The organism is Rhodococcus sp. YL-1 (assembly GCF_001942025.1).
Taxonomy (GTDB): Bacteria; Actinomycetota; Actinomycetes; order Mycobacteriales; family Mycobacteriaceae; genus Rhodococcus_F; species Rhodococcus_F qingshengii.
The window spans coordinates 5,310,577-5,332,182 of record NZ_CP017299.1 but is presented as its reverse complement, the minus strand read 5'-3'; the positions used below and the strand labels follow the sequence as shown (position 1 = coordinate 5,332,182).

The following is a 21,606-nucleotide window of genomic DNA, read 5'->3' as shown; positions in this document are numbered from 1 at the left end:
GGGTGGTGGCGATGGCGATTGCCGAAGTGGACGCAGAACTCGCCGTGCTGTTCAACGAGGCAGGCGGCGAGTCCGCCCCTGCCTACGAACGGGTCAAGAACCTCGTGGTCTCGCAGATCAACTCGGGTCGGTGGACCGAAGGCGATCAGCTGCCTTCGGAGAATCAACTGGTCAGTGCGCTGGGGTTGTCACGAATGACGATCAATCGAGCGCTTCGCGAACTCACCAGCGACGGTCTGATCGTGCGGATGATGGGGGTCGGTACTTTTGTCGCCGCCACGAAGACCGCGTCCCCGCTGTTCGAAGTCAAGAACATCGCCGACGAGATTCAGCGCCGCGGCCACCGTCATCGAACCGAGGTCGTCTTCGTTCGTGAGGAAGAAACCGACCACGGGCAGACGTTCCTTCGTGAATCGGTGGGCAAACGGGTGTTCCATTCGCTGATGGTGCACTTCGAGGACGAAACTCCGATTCAGGTGGAAGACCGATTCGTGAATCCGAACGAGGCGCCCGACTATCTGCGCCAGGACTTCACCGCGATCACCCCCAACAACTACTTGAGTGACGTTGCGCCTCTGGTTCGCGGCGAGCATGTCGTGGAAGCGGTGTTGGGTAGCCCGGACGAATGCGAGCTGTTACGCATCGATCGCGGGGAACCGTGCCTGCTGATTCGCCGCCGCACCTGGTCGGCTAACGGATTGGTCAGCGCGGCGCGCTTGATCCATCCGGGTTCACGCAATCGCTTGGAAGGAACCTTCGAGCGCTGATCGTTTCGAATGGCGAATCCTGAACACTCGCTCGTCCGATTGCACCATTTTCGGGGCCGACTTCGGTGCAATCGACCAGGACGTGACTGCGAGCACACTGAGATCATGGGTGGACGGTTATTGCTTCCGCAACCTCACTTCCCGACGAGTGAGACCTGAGCGGATCCCAGCAACGCCGTCTACGCCGCTCGCTTCCATGATCGAAGGAGTTCGACCTGTGACCGACTTGCCCAAGGACCTACTTGTCGCCCCGAAGTGGCAGGAACGCCTCGACGAACTGGCAGCCAAGCATTCGGTACCGGGCGCGCAGGTCGGTGTGATCGCGCTGGGCGAAGATGGCGCGGCGGACATCCGTGTCATCACCACCGGAGTGACGAGCCTGAACACGCGCGTCGACGTCGACGCAGACACCCTGTTCCAGTACGGATCCGCGAGCAAGATCTGGACGACGACGCTGATCATGCAGCTCGTCGACGAGGGCAAGCTGACGCTGGACACCCTGGTGGTGGAGGTGCTTCCGGAGTTCACGATCGCGGATCCTTCCAACACGAAGGAAATCACGATCCGCCAGTTGCTCACGCACACAAGCGGTATCGACGGAGACCTGTTCAACGACACCGGTGACGGTGACGACTGCGTCGAGAAGTACGTCGACGAACTCGCGACCGCGATCAGCGTCACCGAGCCCGGCGGGCATCTGAGTTACAGCAACGCGGGTTTTGCCGTTGCCGGCCGCATCGTCGAGGTCCTTCGTGAGATGACGTGGGACGAGGCGTTGGTCGAATATCTCTGGAAGCCACTCGGATTGACGCACATCATCACCAAGGCCAAGGACGCGCCGCTGTTCCGCACGGCCGTCGGCCACGTGGCCAACCCGGATCGGACGTCGCCGGACAAGGTGATTCCGACCAAGCAGTGGCTGCTTCCGCGCGGTATCGGTCCGGCCGGAATCATCACCGGATCGGTCAGCTCGCTCCTGACCTTCGGTGCTGCACACATGCGTGACGGACTCGCATTGACGGGTGAACGCATTCTGTCCGAAGAATCCGCGCGCCTGATGCGCACTCCGCAATTCGACCTGACCGCGGTCTCGAGCGTCGATCAGGCCTGGGGTCTCGGCTGGATCCTGTCCGACTGGGGCGGCGTGACGTCCGCGCAGCACGGTGGTGCGACAATCGGCCAGATCACTCGTTTTCACACCTTCCCCGAGCTCGGTCTCGCCATGGCCGTGGTGACCAACTCGCGTGGCGGCGGCGCCCTGGCCCACGACATCGAGAAGGAGATCGCCCAGGAGCTCGATCTCGTTCTGCCGGAACCGAAGTCCGAGCCGAATGCGGAAGACATCGACCTGTCGCACATTCTCGGAACCTATGAATCGACAACCGTGCGAATCGAACTCACGCGCGGCGAGGACGGCGGATTCCAGGTGCAGAACTTCGCCAAGGTCGAGATCGACGGCGAGCCGCCGGCTCCGCCCACCAAGGTCGTACCTCTGTCCGCCTCCAGGTTCTTGATCAGTAACGAGAGCGCTTCGGGTGAGATGGCTCATCTCACGATCGATGGCGAGCAATATCTGTACATGACAAGGCTTTTCAAGAAGATTTCCGACTAGTCGCGGCGATTCTCTCCGCTGAATGAAATCTCGGGCAGGTCGAAGGCGATGAGGGCCCTCGACCTGCCCGCACTACTTTTCGAGGAAAACTCATGATGAAACCTCTCGCTCCTTTTCCGGACGTGAATCACCCCGCGGCACTCGATGCTTACGGCCTTGCGCCGGTAATCGACGGTCACAACGATCTGGCCTGGACGGCTCGCGAAACTGCCGCATACTCGGTGGAGAATCTCGAGAAGGATTCCATCTTCCAAACCGACATCGACAAACTCGGTCGCGGCGGCGTCGGTGCGCAGTTCTGGTCGGTCTACACCCCGTGTGACCGGACGGAGCCAGAGGCGGTTCAGTACACACTCGAACAGATCGACTACGTGTACCGGATGATCGAGCGATATCCGGATACTTTCGAATTCGCGCGTACAGGTGACGACGTGCGTCGCATCTGGAGCGAGGGCAAGGTCGCGTCCTTGTTGGGCGCGGAGGGCGGTCACAGCATCGGCAGCTCGCTCGGTGTCCTGAGAATGATGGCGCGCCTTGGTCTTCGGTACATGACGCTGACGCACAACGACAACACCGGGTGGGCGGACTCCGCGACGGACACTCGAGTACACGGCGGGCTGACCGACCTCGGTCGCGAGATCGTGCGCGAAATGAATCGGCTCGGCGTACTCGTCGACCTGTCGCACGTCTCGGTGGAAACGATGAGAGATGCCATCGAGACGTCGTCGGCGCCGGTGATTTTCAGCCATTCGTCGTGCTCTCAGCTATGCGGTCACCCCCGTAATGTTCCCGACGACGTCATGCGACTGCTCGCGGACAACGGCGGGGTCATCATGATCGCCTTTGTACCCATGTTCCTTTCTGCCGAGTACAACGAGTGGTTCAAAGGCGGGCGAGTCGGCCCACGACCGGCGATGACAGTGGACCATCTCGCCGACCACGTCGAGCATGCCCGAGACGTCGCGGGCATCGACCACATCGGTTTGGGCAGTGACTACGATGGGTTCGACGACTTTCCGGACGGTATGCAGGACGTATCCGGTTTCGCGGTGTTGATAGACCGTCTGGCGGAACGCGGTTGGTCCGCGGAGGACTTGGCAAAGCTGATGGGCAACAACATGTTGCGTGTGCTCGACGAGACCAGTGCGGCCTCGATGTCGAGCCTTTCCTAGCCGTATCGACGCCCGAGAATATGAGGATGAGAATGAAGAAGATTCGTACCGTTGCACTGAAGCTGGTTGCTTCGGTGTCCGTAGTTCTGGTTGTGCTGGTATCGATAGCGCTCGTATTCAATGTCGGCTCCAGCAAAGCGAGCGTTCCGGCTGGGGAGACGGGCAACCAGTTCGTGTCCGTCGACGGAAAGAACATGAGCTACTCGATCCGCGGCAACGGCGATCAGACCATAGTGCTGTTACCCGGGTTCGGAACGTCCGCACCGATTCTCGACTTCACACCGCTTGTCAATGAGCTCGCACCCGACTACCGCGTCGTCACGATCGAGCCCTTCGGTTACGGCTACAGTGATGGAACGGACAAGGACCGCACGACTGCGAACATCGTCGAAGAGATTCATACGGCAGTACAGTCGCTGGGAATTGACGAATACATCCTCATGGGGCACTCGATCACTGGTCTCTATGCGCTGGACTACACCGCGAAGTACCGTGACGAGGTCACCGCATTCGTGGGTATCGACAGCAGTGTTCCAGGGCAGCCGAACATGGATACCAAATTCCCGATCGACGCACTCCGAGTTGGAAGGCAATTGGGCTTGGCGGAATTGCTGTCCAAGGTCGTCGGTGGTGAAGCCTCGGACGAGTACCTCGATCCCGCCGCAAAGGACGAGATGCGACAGTTGACTGCGAAGAACAACTTCAGCGATACCTATCTCAACGAGATGGATCATCTTTCGAGTAACTTTGCTGAAGCAATCGGCAAGACGTTCCCAGCCGATCTTCCGATTCTGTTGTTCGCCGTGAACAATTCAGAAGTTCAGGGCTGGACAGAGCTGCACGAGGGGCAGGCAGCCTCCGTCGATCACGGAGAGGTGATCTTGCTGGACGGAGACCACTACCTGCACCACACCAGGTCGAAGGAAATCGCCGAGAACCTCGGAAGGTTCTTGGGTGAGCTGAACTGAATCCGGGAGGACGTTAAAGTTGGAGGCGGGGCCATCGAGTCGAGATGGTCCCGCTTCTTTCTTCTCCACTGATCGTTCGGAGGCATTGTGGCGCAGACCTGGTCACGCGAAGAACTGGTGAGCGAGCTGGACTCGGCGTATTCGAAACTCGAAGCGTTACTCGACGGCGTCGCCGAGGCCGATGCGTTCGACGCCGTTGCCGTCGATGCGTGGACGGTGCACGACGTACTCGCTGTGCGTGTCTGGTGGGCAGAGGCCGTCGCAGAGTGGATAGGTGCCGGGCTGCGAGACGAGGCTCCGCAGACGCCGGCGGCGGGTTACAAGTGGACGCAAACACCCGCACTGAACCAGTCGGTTGTCGACGCGAGCATCGACATTCCGGCTCAGGAGCTTCGTGACCGCTTGGGAGCCGCTGTTGCGATGTTGCGCAACTACATCGAGACCCTTGACGACGATCAACTGCTGTCGGTCGGGGTTTTCTCGTGGACCCGGACGTGGCCGGTCTCGAGGTGGATCGCCGTCAACACGATCACCCAATACGCGTCGTTGTCGAAAATGATTAGGCGAGTGCTGAAGTCGAACAATCAGCCCTGAAGTCGATGCATCCGCCATACGTCCGGTCCGTCGGGGAGCGAGGTCTGGCCGACGATCGTGAAACCGAACCGTTGGTACAGCGGTAGATTTCGTTCGGTCGACGTATCGAGCCAGCAATTCTGTTCGGTTCGATCCAGTTCCGCCAAAGCATGTTTCAGTAGCGCAGAACCCAATCCGGTTCCGCGTGAGCGCGGCGTCGTACCGATCGTTGCCAACGACCACGCGTTGTCGGGGACGGGAAGCGCAGACAGTTGTTCGTCAGCCTGAAGAACGCGCTCGAACCGATCTCCGTGCAGTTCGACGATCTTCTCGACGGTCGCTTCATCAGGCTCTGGAGTGTCCGGCGGCAGGACTGCGATGACGCCGTTGCCGGAATCGTCGATGTAGGAACGCCCGAACGGTAGTGCCAGGTGTTCGAGGTAGATCCGTTGCAGAGTCGCGACGCGTTCCACGTGGGAGTCTTCGGCGACGCACCAGTTCGTCCAGGGGTAGTCGGCAAACGCCTCGCCGAGAACCTCGGCGGCACGGTCGAGATCGTCGATGGACAGCGGTCGAACAGAATTCTGCATAGTGCCACTTCAGCACAGTGGAGTCTTCTGTCGCCACTCGATTTCGGCGGTGTAGCAGGTGCGCGGGCCGTGGTCACGTACTTGTGAGTTCATTCAAGAAAGTTGGACGCGGCTGTCGATCCTGCGTTCACTGGTAGTGATCGGGTAATCGCCGAGCTGTCAACTTCGGGCACATGAGATCCGGGTACGGCGATTCCCCGCGAAGGGAATGAATATGAACAGGCTCGAAGGCAAAAATGTAGTGATCACCGGCGCCGCCAGCGGAATCGGTCGTGCAGCAGCACAACTCATGGCGGCAGAGGGCGCCAAGGTGTTGGTCGCCGACCTCGATCCTGCGCGTGCAGAGGAAGCGGCGGTGGCGATTCGCGAGACCGGTGGCAATGCACTGGGTTTCGGCGTCGATGTCATGAACGAGGACTCTCTGGCAGCGATGATCGAAAAGGCGGTCGCCGAATTCGGCGGCATCAACGTCCTGTGTAATCACGTGGGCGGTAGTAACCCGCGCAAGGATCTCGACCTGCTCCGGATGGACTTGGACGAGTGGGATCGCGTGATGTCGCTCAACGTCCGCAGCACTGTCGTCGCTTCACGACTTGCCATTCCGCACATGAACAGTGCCGGTGGAGGATCGATCGTCAACACGGCCTCGGTAGGTGGATTGATCGGGGATTCCCTGCAGTCTGCCTACGGATCCGCCAAAGCAGCAGTCATTCGTCTGACGCAGTACATCGCAGTCCAGTACGGAGCAAACGGTGTTCGGTGCAATGCCGTAGCGCCGGGCGCGATCATGACACCCGCTCTCGTGGACAACATCCCCGCTGATGTCATCGACGGTATGAAGCAGGCAAACGCCCTGCCTTACCTCGGCGAACCCGAAGACATCGCGCATGCCATGGTCTACCTGGCTTCGGACGAATCTCGCTACATGACGGGGCAGACCCTGGTGGTCGACGGCGGACTCACCAGCAAGAGTCCGCTCGCGACCGGCCGTTCGTCGATGTTGAGCTGAATCAGCTCCGCCAACCGCTGGGGCCGGCGCCCAGAACCTCGATGGATCCCTGACTGGCGTGTGAATGCTTGGTGCGGTGCGTCATTCGCCACTTTCCGTCGATCCGCGCCCATGAGTCGTGGTAGTCGCCGAGGGTGAAGAAGTTCAGGTGAGCCTTGCTCCCGGTGCCCACATGCATGTCGCTGACATAGGAGCGGCTGGTGGCGAGATCGCCGACCACCTCGACCAGCACGTTACCGATCAGATGTTGGGTGGGACCGCACTCGTCGAGGAACGAGCGGATGGACGCCACTACCTCGGCGGGTCCGCGCAGAGTTCCGGTGCCCAATTCTGCCGTAGCGTCCGGCGTCATGATCCGGTGGAGTTCATCCCACGCTCGCGCATCCATGGCTCGGGCGAACTCGAAGATGGAGCGGGTGATCTCGCGTTCGTCGAGAAGAGTGGTGATGTCGATGCTCACGCTGTGCGCCTTTCTTAACGTCGGGGGGTTAATAAAGGCGCACAGCAGATGTCAGCGGTTGAGCAGCTTGCGCATCGCTTCGGCAGCACCCTTGACCATCTTGTCTCGGGGGAAGCCACTGCGCTTCTTGGCGCCTTCGTAGTTTCCTGCAGCCACCCAGATCGGGCCGTCGGCAAGGTGTTCGAGACCTTCACGTGCAACATCTTCGGGCTCTGCGACGTTCATGCCCGGGATGTCGAAGTTCAGTCCCGCGCGAATCATAGCGGGTGTGCGAGTGACACCGAGAATGAACTCGACGACGTGAACGCCGTACGGCTGGAGTTCGAGCCACAGGCTTTCGGCGAAGATGCGCCCGAATGCCTTGGACGCCGCGTAGATGCTCTGGTGCTCGGAGCCCATGAATCCGGCCAGCGAACCGAGCAGCATGATGCCGCCGCGTCCGCGATCCTTCATCAATCCGCCGAAGTGGTGCGAGAGTTCGAGCTGCTTGTTGATGTTCAGCTCGATGACTCCGGCAAATCCCGTCAGATCTCCGGTGACGAACTCGTGGCCGTAGCTGTTGGCGCCGGCGTTGAAAATGAGGAGACCAACCTCGACGTCGTCGGTGACAGCCTTGATCTGATCGAGCGCGTCCGGAACGAGCAGATCCAATGCGAGAGTGCGTACTTCGACGCCGTTGGCGCGTGCCTTGGCCGCGGTCTCCTCGAGCGGGCCCGGCTTGCGGGCGATGAGAACGAGGTTGATGCCGATCTTGCTGAGCTCGTCGGCGAACCCTGCGCCGACACCTTCTGAACCGCCGGCGATGACTGCCCACGGGCCGTAGTACTGAGGATCGATCATTACTACCTTCTTCGAAAGATGTTGGCTTGACTAGTGAAACGGAGTCGGTACGGGTTCGCTGTCGTCGACGATCGGCTGAGGCACCGGCTCGTCGTTGAGGATCTCGAGTTCGCCCGCTGTTGCAGCGTTCACGATGGACGCGATCAAGGCGCCGCACTGCTTGCGAGGGGCACCGGGTCGTCCCTCTCGCTGCCCGAATTCACGGTCGTCGGCGATTTCGAGGCACTGGGCGCGGGCCTGGTCACTCCACTGAACGGTGGTGTGTTCCCAACTGTTCTTCTGGACCAGGACCTGAGCCTTGCACTCAGCGCACTGAAGAGGCTGCATCTTCGTCTGCCTTCTTTGCAGCGAGGTTGTCTTCGACTTCCTTCTGCCAGGCTGCGACGGGTCGCGCGGTGTCGAGTTCGAATTCGAAGCGCTCGGTCATCTCGGGAGCGATGTCCGCGACATCGACGTAGAACTGTTCGTACCAGCGACGGAGCTGGTAGACCGGGCCGTCTTCTTCGCACAGGAGCGGGTTCTCGATGCGAGTCTTGTTCTTCCAGATCTCGACGTCCTGCTCGAAGCCCTTGGCGATGAACGTGCCGAAGTTCGCGGCCATCGCGTCGGCGGCTTCACCCTGGAAGCGATCCGACTTCTTGACGATGATGCCGTACTGGAGCACGAACTTGTCCGCACTGACCGGGTAGTGGCAGTTGATGAGCACAGAGTCGACGTTGTAGTCCTCGTACTCGTAGGTCAGGTCGTCGACCATGAAGGAGGGGCCGAAGTACGTCGCAACCGAGTTGCTGCCGACCATCTTCGGGGTGCCAGCTGCGTGGGGACGCATGTCCGAGCGAGCGACGCCGCGCATGTATTGCGTTGCGGCGTGGCCTTCGAAGACGTTCTTGAAGTACGTCGGGAAGGAGTAGTGCACGTAGAAGAAGTGCGCCATGTCGACGATGTTGTCGACGATTTCGCGGCAGTTGGTGTCGACGGTCGTGGTGTACCAGACCCAGTCGCTCCACTCGTCGCTGAGCGCGCCTTCGATGCGGGGGATAGCCACGTCGTCGGTCGGCGGGTTGCCCTCGGGGTCATGCCAGACGAAGAGCATGCCGTCCTGGTCGAGGGTCTGCCAGGCGCGCGTCTTGGCCAGCGGGGGGACGCGGCGTGCGTACGGAATCTTCTGGCACTTGCCGTTGCCGCCCCAGCGCCAATCGTGGAACGGACAGGCAATGGCGTCGCCCTTGATGGTGCCCTGGCTCAAGTCGCCACCCATGTGACGGCAGTACGCGTCGAGGATCTTGACGTTGCCTTCACTGTCGGCGAAGACGACCAGTTTGGTGCCGAACGCCTCGATGGAGTGCGGCTGGCCGTCCTTGAAGGACTCCGTGAGTCCAATGCAGTGCCATCCACGCGCAAAGCGTGTAGGCGCGGTTCCAGCTTGGATCTCGCGAACCTCGTCGTTGTCGGACTGAGTGATCGTCACGATGAGTCCCGTCCTTTCCAGGGGCAGTGTCGACGCCCGACGCTAGGGGAGCGTGAATTGCCTCTGGGGTCTCGTCTCACTGGCCGGGACCAGCGGCGAGCGCGAGGATCCGGCGGCTGATCCCGGCCTCCGGGACTTCCGATCACCGGAACGCGTGACCGACATATCGTGACGGGGCAGCCGTTATGTCTATCTGCCGATCCGCTCCCTCACGGTTCGGTGCGAGGAGTGTCTCCCATGGTCAACAAGGTTCTGAGTTCAGTCCGTGATCTGCTTCCGAAGATCGCGGCCCGCGCTCAGAAGGTCGACGATTCGCGCAAGATCTCCGAACGGACCATCCGGGAGCTGTCCGAAGCCGGCGTCTTCTCCATGCTGGCGCCGAAAAGATACGGAGGTGCCGAGAGCGACCCGGTTCAGTTCTACGAAGTGGTCAGGGCCATCTCGGCTGCCTGCGGCTCGACCGGTTGGGTCGCGTCGGTGGTGGGGGTGCACCCGTGGCATCTTGCACTTTTCGACGACCGAGCGCAGGCCGACGTGTGGGGAGAGGATCAGACGACGCTCATTTCGTCCGCCTATGCGCCGGTCGGTCGACTGACGGCGGTGGACGGTGGCTACGAGCTATCGGGCCAGTGGGGTTTCTCCTCCGGTTGCGACCACGCGAGTTGGGCGTTGCTGGGAGCGATGGTGGTCGGCATGGATGGTCGTCCCGTCGATTTCATGACGGTGTTGGTGCCGCGCACCGATTACGAAATCCGTGACGTGTGGGATGTCGTGGGTATGCGGGGCACCGCGAGCAACGAGATCGTGGTCGACAAGGCCTTCGTTCCCGAGCACCGATTGAAGCGCAACTACGAGACCGCACAACTGCGTGGTCCTGGCCAAGCGGTCAATCCTGGCCCGCTGTACAAACTTCCGTTCGGGAGCATCTTCACCTCGACGGTTGCCGCTCCGTGTGTGGGCATCGTCGCCGGTTGTTACGAGGGGTACCTGGACGTGATGCGTGAGCGCGTCCGTCTGAGTTTGGGTGGCGGACGGTTCAGTGAGGATCAGTTCGCTCAGGTCGCCGTCGCACGTGCGTCGTCGGAGATCGATGCTGCGATTCTGCAGATGGATCGCAATATCCGGGAGATGTACGAACTTGCTGTGGCCGGTCAGGAGCTCCCACTCTCGATGAGGCTGCGTGCGCGTCGTGATCAGGTTCGTGCGACGGAACGCTCGGTGGAAGCGATCGACATGCTTTTCAAGACGGCAGGCGGGAACTCCCTCTCTCGCGGAAACCCGATCGAGCGTGCGTGGCGTGACGTTCATGCGGGCAGCGTTCACGTTGCCAACGAACCCGAGCGCGCGTTGGCGCTCTACGGCCGGGCGGCGTTCGGACTGCCGGTGGAGGACAACCTGATCTGACGGGTTGGCGCGTCACCGGGTGGGGTATTTGCCTTTGGATGAGGGAAGTACCGGCTCTGACCATCGGCTCGATCGTCGACGTGGCGGGTGTCGCGCGCGCGAAGGTGATGCCGGCCGGCCGAACCGGTGTCTTCGAGAAAGCCGGTGCGGGAGTCTCACCGAGCTGGAACGTCTTCTGTAGCGACGATCGGATTGCCTTCACCGATTCCTTTTCCGTCGTGGGTGATCTCCGGTTGCGTATCGACCGCTCCGACCTCCGTGATCTCGGAGGGGGCGTGTCGTGGGCGCCGGCGACGTTGCACGAGCAAGACGGTGCGACGGCTGCCGTGTGTACTCGGTCCGCACTCACTGCCGTCGTGGCGCGGCTTGCCGCCGACGGACTGGAAGCTCGGGTGGGTCACGAGATCGAGTTCACTCTTTTCGGTGATGCGTGCAACGGAGCGTGGTCGGCGTACGGGTTAGGTGCAGTCCTGCGCCGCGAGGACTTCCTCAAGGACCTTCTGCGCAATGCCGAACGCGCACAACTTCATATCGAGCAAGTTCATGCAGAGTACGGACCGGAACAATTCGAGATCTCCATCGCTCCGGCAACTCCTGTTCAGGCTGCCGACCTGGTGATACTGGCCCGGATCTTGATCAGCCGCACTGCCAGAGCCCATGGATTGGCGGCCTCGTTTTCACCGATACCTACGATCGGAGGTGCAGGAAACGGTGCACACCAGCACTTTTCGTTGAACTCAGGTGGGCGGCCCGTCTTCTCCGGTGGCGGGCAGGAGTACGGGATGACCGACAAAGGATCATCAGCTTTGGGTGGAATCCTCTCTCACCTCACGGAATTCACGGCCGTCTTTGCGTCCTCACCGCTCTCCGGGGTCAGGCTGCGACCGGACAATTGGTCGGGGGCCTACGTCTGTTGGGGGCTCGAGAACCGGGAAGCGGCACTGAGGTTCTGCGCCGAGTCACCGTCGAATCCACACGGCGCCAACGCCGAAGTGAAAATCGTCGATCCATCGGCCAACCCGTATCTGGCGACCGCTGCGATACTTGGCCTTTCGCATATCGGTATCGGCAATGCCTCGCCATTGCCGCCGGAAATTGTGGTGAACCCGTCGACTCTCACGGAGGCGGAACGTGATGAGCGCGGGGTGACCCGAGTCCCCACCGATCTGCGCGAGATAGTGCAGAAGTTCAACTCCTCCTCGGTGGCGAAGGAAATCTTCGGGGACTCGATCATCGAAGCGATGGTGTCAGTGAAGGGAGTTGAGCGCGAGACTTTCTCCCAGATGGACGAGGCGACAACCGTCGAGCGGCTTCGATATACCTGGAGCTGAAAGGGTTGACGCGCAAGATGTCGAGTCCTATGTTTAAGCTATTCCTTAATTAAGGAGTTGCTTACATGGACGAGCGAAGTGGCCGACTCGATGCAGTGTTCAGCGCATTGGCCGACCCGACGAGGCGTGAAATGCTCTCTCGCCTCACTGATGGTTCGATGACCGTCGGTGAGTTGGCCGAGCCGTTCGAAATGAGTCGACCCGCCATCTCTCAGCATCTGAAGGTGCTCGAGCGAGCCGGTCTCATCGAACGAACCGCCACCGCGCAATGGCGCACGTGCACCCTTCGCGCAGAGGGTCTCGACGACGCCAGCGCCTGGGTCGACGAACACCGGCGAGGCTGGAACGAACGCTTCGACCTCCTCGACGAGCGTCTACGTGAGCTGAAGCAACCTCGACCGAAGAAGGAGAAGGACAATGAGTGACCAGAACGTCGATGCCACTGCAGAATTCACCATCACCCGGATCTTCGATGCGCCGCGCGACCTTGTCTGGCAGGCGTGGACCGACCCCGACGAGGCGGCGCGCTGGTGGCATCCGAAGGGTGTCAGCAGTCCTCGGGAGTACGTCACGATCGACCCCCGGGTTGGCGGAACGTACCGCTACCTGATGATCAACGACGAGAACGGAGCCGAGTACCCCACCGGCGGAACCTATCTCGAGGTCGACGAGCCGAAGAGGCTGGTCTTCACCTGGGGAAATCCGAGTGATCCGGTGGATGCCGCACCTCGGATAACGGTCACGCTCGCAGAACGGGGTGACAAAACCGAGATGACCTTCCACCTGGTAGGAATTCCGGGATTCAAGGGTGACGGGAATGTGTACGACGGATGGGAATCCGCTTTCGACGTGTTGGACGAAGTTCGCGCCGGCGACTAGTCGGGAATCGGACACCGCGACAGCGGTGCCGGTGATTGAATGGGGCTGATAGTCCATTCGTCACCGACGCAGGAGAGCCTGATGGCACCAGAAGTTGCGGTAGTTCTCGAGGGATACACCTACTTCGAATGCCCGCGCTGGCACGAGAACCGGATCTGGGTATCGGACTTCTACACCTACCAGGTGATTTCGGCCTGCGAGGACGGGACAGACATACGCGTCGAGGCGGAGGTTCCAGGGCAGCCGTCCGGGCTGGGGTGGCTTCCGGACGGCAGATTACTGGTCGTCTCCATGCGGGACCAGAAGATTCTGCGGCGAGAATCCGATGGCGAGTTGGTGGTGCACGCAGACTTGTCCGGGTACGTCAGTGCCAACGTCAACGACATGCTGGTCGACGCACAGGGACGAGCGTACGTGGGCAACTTCGGGTTCGATCTGATGAACCTGGCCCCCGTCGAGACGGCAGATCTACTCCGCGTCGACCCCGACGGATCGGTGCACGTCGTCGCGCGAGATCTCCACTTCCCCAACGGAATGGCTCTGACGTCGACCGGAGATCTGCTCGTGGACGAAACGCTGGGAAATCGAATCAGTGCGTTTGCCGTCCAGTCCGACGGCTCTCTGGGTGAACGCCGCGACTGGGCGTCGTTCGGGCCGGTGCCTGGTGGACCCGAGATGGAGACCACCCTCGCTCAGATCGTCGTTGCGGCGGACGGGTGTTGTATCGACGGAGACGATTCGATGTGGGTGGCCGATGCCCTCGGAAGCCGTGTTCTTCATGTGGGCGTCAGCGGGGAGATAGTCGACGAAATTGCCTTCGACAGCGGTGTCTTCGCTTGCGGACTCGGCGGTTCCGACGGTCGTACCCTGTTCGTTTGTGCCGCCCCGGATTTCAATGAACACGCTCGCAAGGTGGCTACCGAAGGAAAGCTGCTGTCGATTCGCCTGGAGCCTTTGAGCTGATATGGAATTGGTGACCTCGCTACCTGCCGACACTCCGCTGCGGCAGGTAGCTCAGCACGTCCGACGCATCGAGAACCTTGGTTTCGACACGGTGCACATCTCCGAAACCATTCGTGATCCGTTTGCGGTGGCGGCCCTGGCCGTCGAGCACAGCAGTACTCTCACTGTCCGGACGTCGATGGTTGTCGCGTTTGCGCGCAGTCCCATGGTGACGGCTTTGGCTGCCTGGGATCTTGCGGGTTTCTCGGGTGGACGATTTCAATTGGGGCTTGCGACGCAGGTGCGTGGGAACATCGTTGGGCGGTACTCGATGCCGTGGACGGATCCTGTTGCGCAACTGCGTGATTACGTCAGCGCTGTACGCGAGATCTTCCGAGTTTTTCAGGAGGGCGGTGAACTCGACCATGCCGGAACGCACTACACCTTCGACCGGCTGCAGCCCTACTTCAATCCGGGGCCGCTCGATGTTCCGGCTCCGGAGATCTGGACCGGGGGAGTGAACTCGCGTATGTGCTCACTGGCGGGAGCCGTCGCCGACGGTTTTGTTTCTCACCCCACCAGCTCCCATCCGAAGGTGCTCGCGGAGAGGATCATTCCATCGTTGACGGCGGGCGGAAGGAAGCCGCGACTGATTGCCGTTCCGAAGATGATCACCGGCAAAGATCCTGCCGCGATACTTGCTCAACGAGAAGCGGTGCGCAGTGAACTTGCCTTTCTCTACTCCACTCCGGCGTACCGAGTCGCGCTGGAGGTCCTCGGATTATCCGAGGTCGGGGAAGAACTGACAGCGATGGCGCGGGCAGGTGATTGGGCTCGACTACCTGCCGTCCTCACCGACGATGTTCTCGACAGGCTGGTCACGCAATGCACCTACGCCGAACTCCCCGAGGTGCTGAGTTCGAAATACGCGAGTCTCTGCGACGGCATTGCACTGGCGGTGCCGGCGAATCCCGCCGACGACCGCGTCTTCGCAGCGATGTGTGAGGAGATTCGAGCCGCCGCAGCGTCTGCCCCGTGACGTCCAGTCGGCGCGAACTACACTCTCAACATGGGGCGCGTCTACGAAAGCATCGATGAAAAGCTCACCACGTGGTTGCAGGCTCAACCGCTGTTCGTCGTTGCCACCGCACCGTTGTCTGCTGACGGGTTGGTCAATTGCTCACCCAAAGGGGGAGTCGGATCGTTTGTGGTGCTGACATCCAACCGGGTGGCGTACCTCGACCTCACCGGCAGCGGTGTGGAAACCATCGCGCACGTGCGCGAGAACTCCCGAATAACACTGATGTTCATGGCGTTTGACGGACCACCGAAGATCGTACGACTGCACGGTCACGGACACGTTCTGCTTGCAGGGTCGGAACCGTTCAACGAGCTTGTCGGTAGGTTCCCTGAGCACCCGGGGCTGCGGTCGATCGTCGTGGTCGATCTGACGCGCATTTCGGATTCGTGCGGATACGCAGTACCGCTGATGGACTACCAATCCGATCGTGACGTGCTCGACCGCGTAGCGGAGAAGAGGGGGCCGGAGCGGCTCATCGCCTATCGCGCCGAGAAGAACGCGAAGAGTGTGGACGGGTTGCCCGGTATCGACCTGGAGTGATACAAAATCGCGTCGCCGTGCGAAAGAGTGTGGGGCAGGTGATTCTGACATTGCCTGCCCCACGTCCTCGTTGTGCTGGTTACTTCGCCATGTCCTGGGCTGCTCGGTACGAGAAGACCATGGCCGTGCCGAGCGGAACGCCAGGACCGGGGTAGAAGCGGCCGCTCAGTGACGCGCTCGTGTTGCCGGCGGCGTACAGGCCGTCGATGGCGCTGCCGTCGGCACGCAGGACTCGACCGTTGACGTCGGTGACCAATCCGCCCTTGGTGCCGAGGTCACTGAGGACGATGCGGGCCGCGTAGAACGGACCGTTCTCGATCGCCGTCAGTGCCGCATTCGCGCCGCCGTTGGGTGGGCAGAAGAATGCGTCGTACGGGTCTTCGCCGCGATGGAACTCTTCGTCGACTCCCAGCTTTGCGGCGTCGTTGAACTTTTCGACAGTGCTGCGCAATGCGTCGGCCGGCAGTCCGGTCTTGGCGGCGAGTTCTTCGAGAGTGTCGGCGGCGACCCAGGTTCCGGCCTCGAGGTGCTTGGCGGGCGCCGTGTTCGGGATGCAGATGGCAGGCAGTCCGCCACCCTCGCGCGAGTCGAAGATCATGAACGACGGCACTGCAGAACCGTTGTCGTCGTGCGCATCCATGGCCCGGCCGAACTGGTCGTACGGGAGAGACTCGTTGAGGTAACGCTCGCCCGCGTTGTCGACGACGAGTCCGCCGCGAACGCCGACCATGAATGCGGCGCTGCCGTCCGGCTGCTCGACGCCGGGGCAGAACCACGCCTGATCGAGCAAAGCGGTTGCGCCACCGACAGCAATTCCGGCGGAGATCGCGTCACCGGTGTTGGCGCCGAAGGGACCCATACTCCAGATCGCTTTGCCGGGGGTGCCGGCCTGCTCACGCATCTCGGCGTTGCCTTCGATGCCGCCCGCTGCCATCAGCACACCGCGGTTCGCCTTGATTCGCTGGGTTTCGCCGCCGGATTCGACCTCGGCGCCGACAACCCGACCGTCTTCCACGATCAGGGAGGTGAGGATGGATTCGGTACGAAGTTCTGCGTTACCGGTGCTCTGGACTGCGGCCAGCAGTCGGCCGATCAGTGCGCGCCCACCGATCATCGGGCCGGGAGCATGATCCTGACCGGTGCGGTCTTGGTCGAGTTCCGGACGCACCTTGCCGGCGAGGTCACCGATGTCGGCGGGATCGAGATCGAGAGGGTTGATGGAGCGTCCCGTGTCCATCCGGCCTTCGGCCTTGTAGTAGTCGGGGAACGCACGGAACTCGAATTCGATGTGCGGGTTCTGCTCGAGTAGTGCGACGACATCGGGAGCGGTCTCGACATAGGCATCCTGGCGCTCGGACTCGGCGTCGCCGAGCAATGCGCGCAGATAGGTGCGTGCGTTCTCCGTCGAGTCGGGGAGTCCCGCACGTTCCTGTACTTGGGTTCCCGGCAGCCAGATGGATGCGCCCGAGTACGCGGAAGTTCCGCCGAAGCGATCGGTTTTCTCGAGGACGATCGTCGTCAATCCTCGAGCTGCCGCGGTGTATGCGCCGGTCAGCGCGCCGCCGCCGGAGCCGACTACCAACACGTCGCACTCGGTGGTCCAGTCCTGCATCATTGCGTCCTAACTCCAAGAGGGTGGGGTGTCCACGGAATACCGCACGGGGAGAGAAGGCCATGCCAGGTCCCACTGAGCGGGCAATATGCCGAGATGGGTGGTCGAGATGAGAGAATTGGCGAGGTCGTTCGCGACCGGGACACAGAATCGATGATGGGGGCGACGTTGCCGAGAATTGCCGAGGTCAGGGACGCTGCAGAGCCCAGTTCGGACGAGCAGCGGGCGCGCCATGTGCGGATGCTGGAAGCGGCAGCCGAATTGGGGACCGAGAAGGAACTCTCACGGGTACAGATGCACGAGGTCGCCAAGCGGGCGGGCGTGGCCATCGGCACTCTTTATCGCTATTTCCCCTCGAAGACGCACCTCTTCGTCGCTGTGATGGTCGAGCAGATCGACCAGATCGGTGCCAGCTTTGTCAGGCATCAGGTTCAGTCGGACAATCCGCAGGATGCGGTGTACGAGGTATTGGTTCGCGCGACTCGCGGGTTACTGCGTCGGCCGGCTCTCTCGACTGCGATGCTGCAGTCGTCCAGTACCGCCAACGTCGCGACGGTGCCGGACGTGGGAAAGATCGATCGCGGCTTCCGGCAGATCATTCTCGATGCGGCCGGGATCGAGAACCCCACCGAGGAAGACAACACCGGGTTGCGTCTGCTGATGCAGTTGTGGTTCGGGGTCATCCAATCGTGCCTCAACGGTCGAATCTCCATCCCCGATGCGGAGTACGACATCCGCAAGGGATGCGACCTGCTTCTGGTGAATCTCTCACGGCACTGACGTGACTTCGCCCCTCTCTGGGGTGGGTTCGTCATGTTCGCAAAATTGAAATCAATTCTATTTTTGAATCCGCATCAGTTGAGAGTTGATGTCAATCCGGACATTGCCCTGACATCATTAATAGAATAAATTACAGAAAATTAGACGGTGAGCCAGCTCACCGACCGAAAACTCCACGAAGGAGCGAACATCATGGGTCATGCAGTCATCGTCGAGGCCGCTCGGACACCGATCGGCCGTCGTCGCGGCGCCCTGGCGGGACTGCACCCCGCCGAGATTCTGGGAGCAGCGCAGCTCGGCGTTCTCGAACGGGCAGGCGTCGCACCGGAAGACATCGGACAGATCATCGGCGGCTGTGTCACCCAGGCAGGTGAGCAGTCCAACAACGTCACGCGGCAGGCGTGGCTGCACGCCGGATTGCCGTACAGCACCGCGGCAACCACTATCGACTGCGCCTGTGGATCCGCCCAGCAGGCAGTGCATTTGATTTCCGGCCTGATTTCGTCTGGTCAGATCTCGGCCGGTATCGGCTGCGGCGTCGAGGCTATGAGCCGTGTGTTCCTGGGTCAGGCAAACGCACCGGGAACGGGAAACCCGTACCCGGACGACTGGACCATCGACATGGGTGACCAGTTCACCTCCGCGCAGCGAATTGCCGAGAAGCGTGGGATCACGCGCGCCGACGTCGACGCGTTCGGTCTGGAATCGCAGCGCCGCGCAGCTAAGGCTTGGGCAGAAGGACGCTTCGACCGCGAGATCGTGCCCGTCAAGGCTCCCGTGGTGGACAAGGAAGGCGTGCCTACCGGTGAGATCGCCACTGTCACTCGCGACGGGGGACTGCGTGAGACGACGGCAGAAGCGCTGGCTGGGCTCAAGCCGGTCATCGAAGGCCATATCCACACCGCCGGCAACTCGTCGCAGATCAGTGATGGCGCGGCTGCGGTACTGCTGATGAGCGAAGAGCGCGCACAGGAACTGGGATTGAAGCCCCGCGCGCGGATCGTCGCGTCCGGCATGGTCGGATCCGATCCCTTCTATCACCTGGACGGGCCGATCGAGTCCACCCAGATGGTGCTCGACAAGGCCAAAATGACCTTGGACGACATCGATCTCGTCGAAATCAACGAAGCCTTTGCCTCGGTCGTGCTCTCCTGGGCGCAGGTTCACGGCGCAGACCTGTCCAAGGTCAACGTCAACGGTGGTGCGATCGCGCTCGGACATCCCGTCGGTTCCACGGGCGCTCGTCTGATCACCACTGCGCTGCACGAACTCGAGCGCTCGAACAAGTCGACGGCTCTGGTCACGATGTGCGCCGGTGGCGCTCTCTCGACCGCCACCATTATCGAACGCATCTGACCCGTACTGACACTGTCGAATTGACGAGGTAGACATGACTATTGGATTGAGTGAAGAAGATCGTGACCTCCGCGACTCCGTACGGGGCTGGGCGGCGCGTCACGCAACACCCACCGTCGTCCGTGAAGCCGTCGAGGCGAAGGTCGAAACTCGCCCCCAACTCTGGAACGGGCTTGCCGAGCAGGGGCTTCTCGGACTACACGTAGCCGAGGAATTCGGCGGCGCAGGATACGGATTGGTCGAACTCGCCATCGTCGTCGAGGAACTTGGACGCTCGATGGTTCCCGGACCGTTCCTGCCGACGGTAGTGGTCAGCGCTGTTCTCAGCGATGCCGGAGAAACGGACAGACTGCCGACGCTCGTGGATGGCAGCACGCTCGGAGCTGTTGCACTACAGCCGGGTTCGCTGAAGATCACCCGCGACGGCGACAACACCACCCTCAGCGGAACGTCCAGCCTTATTCTCGGCGGCCATGTCGCTGACCTGTTCCTCCTCGCGACGGACAGCGGATTCGTTCTGCTCGGACGTGACCGCCTCGAGGTCACGGACTTGGCCAGCTACGACGTCGTGCGTCGTAACTCCGAGGTCACCGTCGACGGTTTGGTGCTCACCGATTCCGAGATCCTCGCCATCGATACCCAGCGTGTACTGGACATTGCCGCAACACTGTTCGCGGCCGAGGCATCAGGCTTGGCCGACTGGGCAGTCACGACGTCGGCCGACTACGCGAAGGTGCGTCAGCAGTTCGGTCGCCCGATCGGCCAGTTCCAGGGTGTCAAGCACAAGGCTGCACGTATGCTCGCGCTTGCCGAACAGGCACGCGTCTGCGCTTGGGACGCTGCGCGTGCGCTGACTCCCGCCAACGGCGTCGGTGCCGAAGAGGCTTCTCTCGCAGCAGCCGTCGCCGGAGCCACGGCCCTCGAGGCTGGCTTCTCCGTCACGCGTGACTGCATCCAGGTGCTCGGCGGAATCGGCTACACGTGGGAGCACGACGCGCACCTGTACCTGCGCCGCGCGCAGTCCCTGCGAATTCTGCTGGGTTCCACGGCATCCTGGCGTCGTCGCGTTGCCGAGCTGACCATTGCCGGAACCCGTCGCGTGCTCAGCGTCGAGCTGCCGCCCGAGGCCGAGGCGATCCGAGCCGACGTCCGAGCCGAGCTCGCTCCTGCACTCGAACTCGAAGGCGCCGCCCAGAAAACGTATCTCGCGGAAAAGGGCTACACCGCACCGCACTTCACGGCTCCGTGGGGTAAATCCGCCGATGCCGTCAGCCAGCTGGTCATCGCCGAAGAGCTACGCGCTGCGATGATCAAGCCGCACGACATGATCATCGGCAACTGGGTCATCCCGACGCTCATCGCGCACGGCAACGAAGAGCAACTTGCCAAGTTCGTCCCGCCGTCACTGCGCGGCGACATCGTCTGGTGCCAGCTCTTCTCCGAGCCCGGCGCAGGTTCCGACCTCGCGGCGCTGAGCACCAAGGCCACCAAGGTTGATGGTGGCTGGAAGTTGCAGGGCCAGAAGGTGTGGACGTCGATGGCACGCGACGCGCACTGGGGAATCTGCCTCGCGCGCACCGACGCCGACGCACCCAAGCACAAGGGCCTGTCCTACTTCCTCATCGACATCAAGAACAGTGGCCTCGACATTCGTCCGCTGCGCGAGATCACCGGTGAAGCACTGTTCAACGAAGTCTTTTTCGACGACGTCTTCGTTCCCGACGAGTGCCTGGTCGGCGAGCCAGGCGACGGCTGGAAGCTCGCTCGCACCACGCTGGCCAACGAGCGTGTCTCGCTGTCCAACGACTCGTCGCTCGGATCGGGTGGCGAGGCTCTTCTGAGCCTGGTCGACGGACTGCCCGGTGGCATCGACGACGAGCAGCTGACCGTGCTCGGAAAGGTGCTGTGCGACGCGCAATCCGGTGGTCTGCTCGGTCTGCGCACCACGCTGCGCTCGCTCACCGGCGCGCAGCCGGGTGCCGAATCCTCGGTGGCGAAGCTGATCGGTGTCGAGCACATCCAGCAGGTCTGGGACGTGGCAATGGAGTGGGCCGGACCGAGTTCACTTCTGGGCGAACAGCATCGGATGTCTGCAACCCAGATGTTCTTGAACTCGCAGTGCATGTCCATCGCGGGTGGTACAACCAATGTTCAGCTCAACATCATCGGTGAGCGAATCCTGGGTCTGCCTCGCGACCCTGAACCGGGAAAGTGACCTGCAC

Annotated in this window: 22 protein-coding genes; 16 read left to right on the top strand and 6 right to left on the bottom strand. The window is 61.7% G+C overall.

What is annotated here, in order from left to right; all coding sequences use genetic code 11:
* The first annotated feature begins 11 nt into the window (after positions 1-11).
* The 5 genes from hutC (at position 12) to BH682_RS24720 (ending at position 5,113) form a co-directional block, all read left to right on the top strand.
* Positions 12-767 carry a histidine utilization repressor gene (gene hutC, locus BH682_RS24740; RefSeq protein WP_024487384.1) on the top strand — a complete coding sequence of 252 codons (756 nt, stop codon included), beginning with the start codon at positions 12-14 and terminating at the stop codon, positions 765-767.
* 217 nt (positions 768-984) lie between these two features.
* Positions 985-2,379, top strand: coding sequence for a serine hydrolase domain-containing protein (locus BH682_RS24735; RefSeq protein ID WP_003940270.1), 1,395 nt, complete (start codon positions 985-987; stop codon positions 2,377-2,379).
* Between the two features lie 92 nt (positions 2,380-2,471).
* Positions 2,472-3,551 (top strand): dipeptidase, encoded by a 1,080-nt coding sequence (locus tag BH682_RS24730; protein ID WP_075834422.1) that lies wholly within the window; start codon positions 2,472-2,474, stop codon positions 3,549-3,551.
* A gap of 32 nt (positions 3,552-3,583) precedes the next feature.
* Positions 3,584-4,519, top strand: coding sequence for an alpha/beta fold hydrolase (locus BH682_RS24725; protein ID WP_007732711.1), 936 nt, complete (start codon positions 3,584-3,586; stop codon positions 4,517-4,519).
* 87 nt (positions 4,520-4,606) lie between these two features.
* Positions 4,607-5,113 carry a ClbS/DfsB family four-helix bundle protein gene (locus BH682_RS24720; RefSeq protein WP_064443723.1) on the top strand — a complete coding sequence of 169 codons (507 nt, stop codon included), beginning with the start codon at positions 4,607-4,609 and terminating at the stop codon, positions 5,111-5,113.
* Here the strand turns inward: BH682_RS24720 and BH682_RS24715 are convergent.
* Positions 5,104-5,682: a GNAT family N-acetyltransferase gene (locus tag BH682_RS24715; RefSeq protein ID WP_058037659.1), complete on the bottom strand. Its 579-nt coding sequence runs from the start codon at positions 5,680-5,682 to the stop codon at positions 5,104-5,106. The two genes, BH682_RS24720 and BH682_RS24715, sit on opposite strands and share 10 nt — an antisense overlap.
* Positions 5,683-5,896: 214 nt before the next feature.
* Between BH682_RS24715 and BH682_RS24710 the strand changes: the two genes are divergently transcribed.
* Entirely contained in the window at positions 5,897-6,691 is a 795-nt protein-coding gene (locus BH682_RS24710; protein WP_075834420.1) for an SDR family NAD(P)-dependent oxidoreductase, read from the top strand.
* 1 nt (position 6,692) lies between these two features.
* On the opposite strand, the gene BH682_RS24705 is transcribed toward BH682_RS24710, so the two are convergent.
* Genes BH682_RS24705 through BH682_RS24690 form a run of 4 tightly spaced genes read right to left on the bottom strand, consistent with a single transcriptional unit; the run spans position 6,693 to position 9,459 of the window.
* Positions 6,693-7,151 carry a nuclear transport factor 2 family protein gene (locus BH682_RS24705; protein WP_054187461.1) on the bottom strand — a complete coding sequence of 153 codons (459 nt, stop codon included), beginning with the start codon at positions 7,149-7,151 and terminating at the stop codon, positions 6,693-6,695.
* A 51-nt stretch (positions 7,152-7,202) separates the two neighbouring features.
* Positions 7,203-7,991: an SDR family NAD(P)-dependent oxidoreductase gene (locus tag BH682_RS24700; RefSeq protein WP_020909164.1), complete on the bottom strand. Its 789-nt coding sequence runs from the start codon at positions 7,989-7,991 to the stop codon at positions 7,203-7,205.
* Positions 7,992-8,021: 30 nt separating this feature from the next.
* Positions 8,022-8,318, bottom strand: coding sequence for a hypothetical protein (locus BH682_RS24695; protein ID WP_003940353.1), 297 nt, complete (start codon positions 8,316-8,318; stop codon positions 8,022-8,024).
* Positions 8,296-9,459, bottom strand: a complete 1,164-nt coding sequence (locus tag BH682_RS24690) for a Rieske 2Fe-2S domain-containing protein (protein WP_003940257.1) — start codon at positions 9,457-9,459, stop codon at positions 8,296-8,298. Before BH682_RS24690 ends, BH682_RS24695 begins: the two co-directional genes overlap by 23 nt.
* A 237-nt stretch (positions 9,460-9,696) precedes the next feature.
* On the opposite strand from BH682_RS24690, the gene hsaA reads away from it, so the two are divergent.
* From hsaA to BH682_RS24655, 7 genes are all read left to right on the top strand, one after another.
* A complete protein-coding gene (gene hsaA / locus BH682_RS24685) occupies positions 9,697-10,863 on the top strand; it encodes a 3-hydroxy-9,10-secoandrosta-1,3,5(10)-triene-9,17-dione monooxygenase oxygenase subunit (protein WP_042448427.1) in 1,167 nt (388 codons plus the stop codon).
* Between the two features lie 38 nt (positions 10,864-10,901).
* Positions 10,902-12,194: a glutamine synthetase family protein gene (locus BH682_RS24680; protein WP_075834418.1), complete on the top strand. Its 1,293-nt coding sequence runs from the start codon at positions 10,902-10,904 to the stop codon at positions 12,192-12,194.
* Between the two features lie 65 nt (positions 12,195-12,259).
* Positions 12,260-12,619 (top strand): ArsR/SmtB family transcription factor, encoded by a 360-nt coding sequence (locus BH682_RS24675; protein WP_007732695.1) that lies wholly within the window; start codon positions 12,260-12,262, stop codon positions 12,617-12,619.
* Positions 12,612-13,073 (top strand): SRPBCC family protein, encoded by a 462-nt coding sequence (locus BH682_RS24670; RefSeq protein ID WP_050656857.1) that lies wholly within the window; start codon positions 12,612-12,614, stop codon positions 13,071-13,073. Before BH682_RS24675 ends, BH682_RS24670 begins: the two co-directional genes overlap by 8 nt.
* Before the next feature lie 81 nt (positions 13,074-13,154).
* Positions 13,155-14,036 carry an SMP-30/gluconolactonase/LRE family protein gene (locus BH682_RS24665; RefSeq protein WP_075834416.1) on the top strand — a complete coding sequence of 294 codons (882 nt, stop codon included), beginning with the start codon at positions 13,155-13,157 and terminating at the stop codon, positions 14,034-14,036.
* A 1-nt stretch (position 14,037) separates the two neighbouring features.
* Positions 14,038-15,054: a TIGR03617 family F420-dependent LLM class oxidoreductase gene (locus tag BH682_RS24660; protein ID WP_075834414.1), complete on the top strand. Its 1,017-nt coding sequence runs from the start codon at positions 14,038-14,040 to the stop codon at positions 15,052-15,054.
* A 30-nt stretch (positions 15,055-15,084) separates the two neighbouring features.
* Positions 15,085-15,636, top strand: a complete 552-nt coding sequence (locus BH682_RS24655; RefSeq protein WP_075834412.1) for a pyridoxamine 5'-phosphate oxidase family protein — start codon at positions 15,085-15,087, stop codon at positions 15,634-15,636.
* A gap of 79 nt (positions 15,637-15,715) precedes the next feature.
* On the opposite strand, the gene BH682_RS24650 is transcribed toward BH682_RS24655, so the two are convergent.
* Positions 15,716-17,248, bottom strand: coding sequence for an FAD-dependent oxidoreductase (locus BH682_RS24650; protein WP_037128865.1), 1,533 nt, complete (start codon positions 17,246-17,248; stop codon positions 15,716-15,718).
* Positions 17,249-17,401: 153 nt separating this feature from the next.
* Here BH682_RS24650 and BH682_RS24645 point away from each other — a divergent pair, with 153 nt between their 5' ends.
* The 3 genes from BH682_RS24645 to BH682_RS24635 all read left to right on the top strand — a co-directional run bounded on the left by BH682_RS24645 (position 17,402) and on the right by BH682_RS24635 (position 21,599).
* Positions 17,402-18,028, top strand: a complete 627-nt coding sequence (locus BH682_RS24645) for a TetR family transcriptional regulator (RefSeq protein WP_030536987.1) — start codon at positions 17,402-17,404, stop codon at positions 18,026-18,028.
* A 192-nt stretch (positions 18,029-18,220) separates the two neighbouring features.
* Positions 18,221-19,384, top strand: coding sequence for a steroid 3-ketoacyl-CoA thiolase (locus BH682_RS24640; protein WP_064688117.1), 1,164 nt, complete (start codon positions 18,221-18,223; stop codon positions 19,382-19,384).
* Between the two features lie 34 nt (positions 19,385-19,418).
* On the top strand, positions 19,419-21,599 hold the full coding sequence (locus tag BH682_RS24635) for an acyl-CoA dehydrogenase (protein WP_058226571.1): 2,181 nt from the start codon (positions 19,419-19,421) through the stop codon (positions 21,597-21,599).
* The last annotated feature ends 7 nt before the right edge of the window (positions 21,600-21,606 follow it).